The sequence below is a fragment of the Arthrobacter sp. B0316-5-4 genome (assembly GCF_059090325.1).
Window position 1 is genome coordinate 22,723 of sequence record NZ_JBNHFN010000009.1, and the last position, 8,751, is coordinate 31,473.

At 57.7% G+C, this 8,751-nt stretch carries 6 protein-coding genes; 1 reads left to right on the plus strand and 5 read right to left on the minus strand.

What is annotated here, in order from left to right:
- Nucleotides 1-5 precede the first annotated feature (5 nt).
- The 3 genes from AC5RU9_RS20870 to AC5RU9_RS20880 form a co-directional block, all read right to left on the minus strand.
- Nucleotides 6-476 (minus strand): hypothetical protein, encoded by a 471-nt coding sequence (locus AC5RU9_RS20870; RefSeq protein ID WP_494018003.1) that lies wholly within the window; start codon nucleotides 474-476, stop codon nucleotides 6-8.
- A gap of 484 nt (nucleotides 477-960) precedes the next feature.
- Nucleotides 961-1,149 carry a hypothetical protein gene (locus AC5RU9_RS20875; RefSeq protein WP_494018004.1) on the minus strand — a complete coding sequence of 63 codons (189 nt, stop codon included), beginning with the start codon at nucleotides 1,147-1,149 and terminating at the stop codon, nucleotides 961-963.
- A 29-nt stretch (nucleotides 1,150-1,178) separates the two neighbouring features.
- The gene (locus tag AC5RU9_RS20880; RefSeq protein ID WP_494018005.1) at nucleotides 1,179-1,994 is read right to left on the minus strand and encodes a hypothetical protein; all 816 of its coding nucleotides are present in this window, start codon (nucleotides 1,992-1,994) and stop codon (nucleotides 1,179-1,181) included.
- A gap of 189 nt (nucleotides 1,995-2,183) precedes the next feature.
- On the opposite strand from AC5RU9_RS20880, the gene AC5RU9_RS20885 reads away from it, so the two are divergent.
- Nucleotides 2,184-3,218, plus strand: coding sequence for a hypothetical protein (locus AC5RU9_RS20885; RefSeq protein ID WP_494018006.1), 1,035 nt, complete (start codon nucleotides 2,184-2,186; stop codon nucleotides 3,216-3,218).
- Nucleotides 3,219-4,870: 1,652 nt separating this feature from the next.
- Here the strand turns inward: AC5RU9_RS20885 and AC5RU9_RS20890 are convergent.
- Together AC5RU9_RS20890 and AC5RU9_RS20895 are read right to left on the minus strand one after the other, a co-directional pair.
- Nucleotides 4,871-6,022, minus strand: coding sequence for an XRE family transcriptional regulator (locus AC5RU9_RS20890; RefSeq protein WP_494018007.1), 1,152 nt, complete (start codon nucleotides 6,020-6,022; stop codon nucleotides 4,871-4,873).
- Entirely contained in the window at nucleotides 6,022-6,744 is a 723-nt protein-coding gene (locus AC5RU9_RS20895; RefSeq protein WP_494018008.1) for a hypothetical protein, read from the minus strand. The genes AC5RU9_RS20890 and AC5RU9_RS20895 overlap by 1 nt, the downstream gene beginning before the upstream one ends.
- Nucleotides 6,745-8,751 lie beyond the last annotated feature (2,007 nt).

Below are 8,751 nucleotides of genomic sequence, written 5' to 3' on the forward strand. Positions count from 1 at the left end.
ACGGATCATGGCGCCGAGTAGGTCACGCGTTCCCCGCCCCTCAGGGAGGCGTAAGGTGACTCGTGCCTGATCCAGCCAAGCCCATCCCAGAATTTCCTTGATTCGGCGTCATCGTTCAGGGCAGTCATGCGCGGCATCGGGTTCTGGTCTCGGATCGCCTGCACTGCCATGCGGCCAATCCCCTTCCGACGCATGGAGACAGCGACCTCGAACGCGAGGATGTCGAGTTGCCCGTGCGGGAAGTCGCCAAGAACAGGGTGCGTATCAGCACCCGTCACGACGTACTTGCAGCGCGCGACTTCCCGGTCGCGGAGCAAAAACGACACCCAGTGTTCCTCGGCCGGCGGCTCGCTCCCGTAATTTTCCCGCCACCATGACTTCACGAAATCGGACGAGCCCTCATAGGTCGGGGACCAGTACTTGCCCTTGCATACGGGCATTCTGTTGACGATCTGAAGGTTATCGGCGCCGCTCATTGAGCGACTGTATCTGATTCCGCCCCGGAAGGCGGGGGAGACCGCAGCCTTCCGGCCCAAGCGCAGAACCGGGGATCACACGATGTTAGGCACTGAGTCGGGAGGGGCCGATTTCCTCCCGAGTCTACGCCTAGTGCGTCTGTAGCTTGAGGGTTCGGTCAAAGGCCACTATCAGGGCACGCGTCCAGATTCGAACCGGAACGTCTTCTTTGGTGTAGTGACATCGCGGCCGCAGTTTACTGCTTAGGGGGAGAAGGAAGATGATCAAGTCCCGGCGTTGACTTCACACTGCGGAAGCCGTCATTCGTTCGCTTGTCTTATCTCCATTACCGGCGCTGTCTGACGAGGGGCTCTGGTCCGCGCGCCACGGCAAGGAAACACACGGAACCTTCAATAACCTCGCGGTTGCACCGACGAGTAATGCCAGCCCGCCGCTGGTCGCTGAACTTTGCACTGCAAGTGTGGCAGCGACAAAGAGGCCGGGCTAAGCCTTCTTGCGGGTGCCCTGAGCCGGTTCGACTTTAGAATGGCGACCAGCTGTGAGGTCTCGTCGTACCAGCCATGAACGGCGACGGGCGGTCTTCAGCGCAAGCGGAGCGTCCGGGATTGCCTTCTTGGCTGTCGTCCGGATGAAGCCGACGCCCCCTGGAGTTACTTCGACTTGATTGCTCATGCCTACAGTGTAGGCCGTTAGGTTGACTTTTAGCTGCGTCCGACCGCAGCCGCTATTGCAAACGCTGGTGCGAGTTCAGCTGCGATTAACTCGGCAAGGAAGACGTCGCCTTTGGACAGCGAGCCAGCCTTAGGGGCATCAACGGCCACCATGCCGAAAATTGCTCCGCTCGACCAAATGGGGGCGCGGATAAAAGTTCGGTACCGCGCCTGGTCACCCTTATAGTGCTCAGGAGCTTCGGCAGAGGTGTCGGTGTAGAGCTCCCCTTCTGGTGAGCTTCCCGAAAGATATGTCAGAATCTCAGCGCCGTCAGACTTGTCAAAGGAGAACGTGCGAGGGACGTCATTGCGTCCTAGTCGGGCCAAGGGGTACAGCTCATTCGGTTCCTTCACGGCATATACGATGGCCCGCACATCGGTGCTAGCTGGCATCATGGCGCCCAGCGCGCTGCAGCAATGTGTGGCGATGGTCTTCAAGCTTTCATGCAGCACCTCACGGCTGGAATCTGCCGGATCTACTGAAGCAAGTTCAGCCATCAAATCCAAAGCAGGGCCAAGCTTGTTCCTCAGCTCTTTCATGGTCTCGTATCTGGCATCGGTAGCGGACTTCTTCTCTTTGTCCTCCCGGACTGCCTTGATGACCAGCAAAGCCGTGGCCACCGCCCCTGCAATGATCGCCGCAGACCGAAGAAAGGTGGCCAGCCCACCATCGAGCTGTGCCCACCCCATGAATGCTGTAGCAATACCGGCCAACGTCGTCGGTGCGACAGTCAGCAGGAGGCTGGACCGATCAGTCCAGATGCCTCCACGGCTGACAGGCCCCCCGGCCCGAGATTGCTTGGACATGCTCACCTTCATCTGAATAGCGCGTGTTGTACCTGAGAAGTTCAACAGGACTGGCCGGATACTTCCACTACACTGGAACTACGGGTAAACCCGCCAGAAAGTTAACTCAGATTCTGAAGATGACTCAAGGGTCCCCTGGCCGGTTTACACGTTCAGCTTGAAAGGGCCCAACCAAGTCCGATGGTACGCATGAAAGAGATCGACTTAGATCGGTCCCGCGGCCTCAGCGCCAAGGAGAGCAGTACCTTTCAGGCACGCCGGACCCGACTATATGGCCAGTTCGGGACGTCAGCCGACAACGCAACTGATGCTCTGATTGATCACTTCGGGGCACCAGGGCTCTTGCTAACGGAAGGGCTGCGAGTACGAACTCATTTTTCCTATCTTGAGAAACCAATCTCCGAAGAGGATGTGTCGGACCGGACCGCACCAAAACGCGCTTTTCGGCCTCCGGCCACGATGATCCTCTCAAGCAAGGGAGCAGCCTTGCGCATGTACCTCACGGCTCTGGCTTATGCACAGATCAGAAATCGTCCCGGCCGCAGAGCCCTATTGGACATACCACTGACAACTTTCTCGCGGGAATGGGGATGGAGCGACCTGGTGGCCACCTCAGCGGTTCAAACCGGGCGGGGAAAGTCCAGCTCGGCGATACGCGATAAGAAGGCCAGAACACTGGCTACTGCTCTGGACACTCTTGAGGAAGCGAAACTGGTGCATCTCCCCGGCATGCCCGGGAAAAGGGGCAGGTACGAGGGGTTCAGTCTCCTGGACGAATCGGGATGGCAACGAAACGGAGACCCGCTTCCCTACATAGTTCCCTTAAAAAATGAGGACTACTTCACCCTGCCGGTTGGATTCATTACCCAAGGATGGCTCCATGTGCTGGAAGACTCCGAAATCGTCCTTCTTCTGGCTATAGCATGCCGCCGGGGTACCCTCACAGCATTAGGAGAGGACCCGGATATCCTCCCAGGCGAAGTAGCAATCCCCGCAGACGTGAGACTGAGAAACTACGGGATTCACCGCGATCCCTTCTCAGCAGCACGCAAGACACTTGAATGGTTCGGGCTTCTTAAGGTCCGGGAAATAGACCGAAACTATGACGGGAGCGCCCAAGATGCAGCAACCAAACTTCATAGGATCTCATTGCTTCCCGAAGGGTTCGAATCCCCGGCCCTGCAATCTGTGCGCGAGACCATCGACCACCAACTCGGCTTGTGATCACCAAATTCGAGGAGAAACAACCCCAGGAGCTGGCCGAGCCTGGGACTTCGACGCGAAGCATCGCGACCCAGGACATAGCCGGTAGGGGGCGCTGTGTGGACACCCTTCAGGAGTATTAGTAATGCGTGGTGGGAGCTGCGGAGCAAACGACGTATTGTCATTCGCCGCGGCCCAAGGTCCTTCACGCTGACCGTCCCCAGAGAATCAGACCCCAATCTTGTTCAGGGCCGACTCGTGCCGCGTCCCCAGCTGCACGGAACGCGCTCCGGCATTTTCGGAGAGAGCACAACGAGCGCCTACCTTGACTTTGTGATCATCAGGAACCGCGTCGGAAAGTTTCAGGGCGTCGGAGTCCCGGACGAATACCACCGCCAAGGGTGGGCCACACATATGGTCTACGCGTTACTAACCCACTACCCGGATATCTATTTCTATAACAGCTCACTCAACGAGATGTCAGGCCCGCTATTCGTGAAGCTGCGCTCCGAAATGCCCGAACGCATCGCCCCAATCCGCCGGCACGCAGACGGCGGCTACGAAGTCGACACTTCGTGGCGACCACGGCGGCGAGACTGAGTTGGCTGCTCACGGTCCTAGTTGGGCGGGCGCTAAGAAGCCAAAGAAGAACCAGAGCGGCGTGGCCGGCAATCCCATTGCGAACGAGCGCAATGACTGACGATGTCGTTTCTGAGCACAGAACCGCGTCCGGCGTCTTCTGGGTTCAAGGAGGTAATGAGGTTGCCGGGGCGGTGGAGTTTCGGATGAGGGCTACACTCTCAGGCTGTCTGGCTTTTGTTTCCGTCCGAAGGAGGTTGAAAGTCTTGATGACGGGGCTATCCGGTACGGCTCTGCTCCGGATCAAATCGCAGCGGACTTCGCGGCCGCGTCATTCTAGGTCGCCGAGATGACGAATCACTGGTCACCTTGCTGGATGCTCATATGCAGCCCGGCTCAGACTTTACCTCCCGCCATGCCCAATTTTTGACGGGGCAGCGCCGGCTGCACAGAGCACACGTCTTCGGTGACAATGAAGAAACCCAAGGCATTCGCTGGTCGTGGCCAGTTCTTGATTCCGCGGTCAACTGGACGACAGAAGCGGAAGACCCAAGCCCTGTCCTGGGCCAGTTGGCGCCGTGGGTACATGAGTAGAAGGCCGGCCTGACTTTCGAGCCTGGAACCCCTTCACCCCTGGGCGTGCTGGTCCAGGATGTCCAAGTGGTAGCCGCGCAGCTTTTTGGTCTAGGGACCCAGATACCTGTAGAAAAGCTGGGGCCACCGAAAATATTCGGTGGCCCCAGCACGTTTCGCCCCCTCTGGCTGTCGACTGGCCAGTTGGGGTATCCAGAAAAACAGGCAGGCCACCCGGGCTTTAGGAGGTCTGACTGCTTTAGATGCCAGCGTTTAGCGACGGCGACTACTGATCCTGGAGGATTTGGGAGATAGTGCGAAATACTGGCTAACCTCAGGAGCGCTAGCTGGACTTCTGGGTGTCTCCTGAACCGACTGCACTGCGGGGAAGAGACACAGGGTTATGCTCTTTTCCCTTGGAGAGGGGATGTCTCGGACCATCTCGAGAAGAACTGTGAGGATGCACCCAGAAGGACAGCTGACACGAAGAGCGTAGCGGCTGCGAGACGGTAGTCGGGCCTCTACACAATTCGAAGTTGAGGTCGTTCATCTACCTGCCCCAGGAGCATTCTCACTCTGGAAGGCTTGATTGCAAGTTCATCTGCCAAGGAAATCAGGCTTATTCCGTTTTCAGAGGCGATTCGCTGAGCACTTTGGAGCATCGTCGGGATTTCACCGGGATGCTGGTGGACTGGACTATGAACGAAAAGGTCTACTTTTCGGAGCTGATTGAGTCGTTGGAAGGCCCGTCTATAGGCCGCCTCCGAGATGGTTCCCAGCTCTCTGCATCGATATATGAGGCTCTCTATCGAGACTCCCCATTCCTTGCTTAAAGCATCCAGGACCCGAAGGTTGAGCCGGGTGGGCAGGAGTTGAGATATCTCAGCGGCCGGGGTTAAGAACTCAGCTGCGAACTCATCCGCTTCCTTTTCGAGCTTGAGGTCGCCGGGGGGCGCATCTCCGTGAAGGATGAGATGGCCGAGCTCGTGCGCTGCAGTGAAGCGATGCCGATATACGTCGCGGGCGCGCTCGGGTGTTAGGACGACAACGGGACGGGGTAAACGCGAAGTGGAGAAAGCGTCGATCGTAGGCGTGGCGTCACCTGCGAATTCTGACAAAGTTACGACAATGCCATGTTTTTCCATCGTCCTGACAACACGCGGAATCGGCCCCCTGCCTAATCCCCACTCTTTGCGAAGCATTTGTGCCGCTTCAGCGGGGCGGCTGTCAACTGGAGTGACTTCGCCGTTGTCGTATCCCGGAAGATCGATCTGGGGGAGTCGCACATGTTTCTCCAACACGAGCGCTAGTTCCCATACCTGCTCGACATAGGAAGTCGCCTTCTTCCGCTGATGCGTGGGAGTACGTCGCAAACTGCGGAAGTGGGCATCGGATTCAGCCACAGGAGTATGAGGCCTGCCCGTTGCAAGGAATGCTACGGGAACATCCAGCAGCGACGACAACGCCCCGATGTGGTCAGGTCTGGGAGGGTTCGTTCCCGTCTCCCAATGCCCCACTGCCATAGGGGAGACGCCTATCTCCTTTGCGACGGTTGTCTTGGTCAAGCCGGCAAGTTGTCGTGCTTGAACCAGTCTGCGTGGGTCGAATGCCATTGACACGTCCGATGGAGACAGACGTCCGAGCCCAAAATGGGAAGTGTCGGTAACTCTCATTAGGTTGCGGAATCTCCTGAGGCCCGGGTCGACGCTGATTCTTCATCCGAGTCCGTGGAGGGACCTCGTGGAGAAAGTTCAAGCTCGTCGGCCTCGTCAGTCTGGTCAAAGTAGACGGGCTTTACGGTATCAACCAAGCGAAGCTCCACTGTCGGACTACTGCTCAGCCCCCCGGGAACGGGGTCGGGGAGGTCATTCCACGATTCCCATGTTGTTTTGTGACCCGTTTCTGCAAGGCGAAGGTCTCCCCAGCCGAGTCCCCAGAGCCCCGCGCTCGGGTTGCTTCCGAAACCAATCGTCACCACGCGACCGAAGGCAGCAAGCTGTTCATCGATGTCATCCATCTCCCGGAAATGAGCATCCATATCGAAATCGTCCGCCATGGCGTCCTCGATGCTGAGCTGCAGTGATTTTGTGGCTGAGGGAGTGACCAAGGCCAGCAACGAACGGCGCAACTCCGACAGATTGATCTTGGCGCTTTCGCGTGATTCTTTCCTGTCAGTTGAGTAACGGAGAGGGAGGAGTGCGACGGCTGTTTCTTGTATAACGGGCAACGGAAAGCGCCCGCCTGCGGGTTTCCTCATGATTACACCGGGCACGTGCCGGACCGCCTCGGCGAGCACCTCGTGCATTTTTACTTTGAGGGTGTGACCGTAAGTATCGTGTCGATCCATCTCGCCCGAGAGGTGGGCCTTCAGCGCCAACTCATGGGCTGTGTTCATGGCCTCGCTGATAATTGGTGGCAACTGCCCGGCCAGGCTGCCGAATGTCGCCTTTGCACTTGCGCTAACAGATGTAGTGTCCACGTGTCCCCAACTTTTCTTTTATGCCTCACATCGAGTCCATAGCTTTAGATTACTACAGAAATAGGACATTAGCCGAGTGGTAGGGGTGGGGTGTTGAACAAGCCGTGGGCGCGCGCAGGCCCCGGGAGCCTCGTTGAAGTAAATTCCTGCGGCAAGCGACGGGCGCGAAGTGCTATTGACTTGGAGCCTGTATACCGAGCGCGGTGAGACGCGGTTTGGGGGTGCATGGAGTCGATAAGAACTCTACGTGTCGCGGCTTGTTGTTCTGCCGGCATCCAGCGGATACTTGAGGCGCTTTACTTGTCATAACGTCCATTATGTGGCGATTCGACGCAGCGGTGGGGGAGTGCGGTGACGTTCAGGGTTGGAGGACGAATGAGCCCTTCGAGACTGGACAGTTGGCCGGCATCTGCATTGAGGGACCCAGAATGTGGAGCGCCGCAACCTTGGCTGTCACGCGTGGCGGTTATGCCGAGAAGTCCTGAGTGGGTAGATGCTATTCAAAGGCTAGAACGGACGGTTTGCGGAAGAGGCGCTGTGACTGTACGAGGAAGTGGACGGGTGCCCGTGACGATGAAGGTAGTGCTCTTCTGTTTGGCGCTAACTTCGACTCTGACAGCCTGTACTGCAGGGCCCGAGTCGGCGCCCTCCGAAAGTCCCACGAAAAGATCGGCAGCGCCGGACACCGAGTCGCCGTCGCCGAGAATGAGTGACCCCGTTCCGACGTCTCCTAGCGCGTCCTTCAACGGCGTGGAGTTTGACGTGGCCTTCTCCTTTGACTATCCCGCAACGTGGACCGTGGCAAATACTGCTCAAAGCAACCAGGAAGGGGGGCCCTTCGTGATCTCTGATGAAGCGGGGCTGGGACTTGCCTCCCTATACGTGCAGCCGCAGCTCACGGCGTACCCGTGCGAGGGAGTGTGCGGGGAGGTGGCTGTTAGCTACCTTGGAGAAATCCCTGGTCAGGGAATGCTCGGGAACAAACCGTATTCAGTTCAAACCAAAGCCATGGACCTTACTTCAAGACGAGATCTTCAGGAGGCGAACAGGTGGCAGGGTAACGTTCGGCTGACTGTAGGAGTAATAGGCATCCCTTCCACAACCCCGTCGGAAGATCCCTTCCACTTCACCACCGGTGCAGGCATTAATGTTCCGTCAAGCAGTAGCCCTGTTCGCCCGATTGTTTTCGCTGCCGACCGGTACTTCGAGACGATGACCGAAGCTAAGGCCTACACGTCATCGAGGGAATACGTACAGGTTCAAGCGATGCTGCGATCACTCAAGGCGACAGTAGCCATCGGCGCCGATCCGGGCACTCAAGGACGCCAAAGCTGAGGCTAATAGTGGAACAATGAAGCAATCAACTTTACATAAGATCGGTTATCGGCGTCAAAGGCACGGAGGTGGATGCAGCTTCGAGAACTCCCGAGGCTGCATCCTATGACAATTGTCCGTATGGGTGTTGGCAACTCATGGTGGCAACAGAAAATCCGGCATGCATTACAAACGGCGCCCTGTCACAAATCAACTTTTCCCGCCAAATGCACGTGTAACGCTGCACATCCAAGGTTAGATACAGCTAAGCAGAATCGCGTGTTAGTCGGGACCGTGATTGCGACCTAGCCGTTGGGGAAGCTTTATGGCTGTCATCTTTGGGTCTAGTACCAATCGGCGCTTTGGGTGGGGGCACTGGAGGCTAACTGCTAGGACGCTGGCCTCACTTTTAGTTATGGCTGCGTTTACGGCGGGGACCGGCGTCGATGCACATGCTGCTTCCTTACCTACGTCAGCACCCCATAACGCTCGAGCGCTTACCTTACCGGCTACGGTGTTGTCGCCGGCGCCGGTGCCGACGATCACGGGCACGGCCAAAGCCGGGTCCACCCTGACAGCGAACCCTGGGGTCTGGGGGCCGGCCCCGGT

Excerpts from the sequence above, each read along its gene's own strand:
- AC5RU9_RS20880 (WP_494018005.1), bottom strand. The coding sequence starts at position 1,994 with ATGTCCAAGCAATCTCGGGCCGGGGGGCCTGTCAGCCGTGGAGGCATC.
- AC5RU9_RS20885 (WP_494018006.1), top strand. The coding sequence starts at position 2,184 with ATGAAAGAGATCGACTTAGATCGGTCCCGCGGCCTCAGCGCCAAGGAG.
- AC5RU9_RS20870 (WP_494018003.1), bottom strand. The coding sequence starts at position 476 with ATGAGCGGCGCCGATAACCTTCAGATCGTCAACAGAATGCCCGTATGC.
- AC5RU9_RS20895 (WP_494018008.1), bottom strand. The coding sequence starts at position 6,744 with ATGAACACAGCCCATGAGTTGGCGCTGAAGGCCCACCTCTCGGGCGAG.
- AC5RU9_RS20875 (WP_494018004.1), bottom strand. The coding sequence starts at position 1,149 with ATGAGCAATCAAGTCGAAGTAACTCCAGGGGGCGTCGGCTTCATCCGG.
- AC5RU9_RS20890 (WP_494018007.1), bottom strand. The coding sequence starts at position 6,022 with ATGAGAGTTACCGACACTTCCCATTTTGGGCTCGGACGTCTGTCTCCA.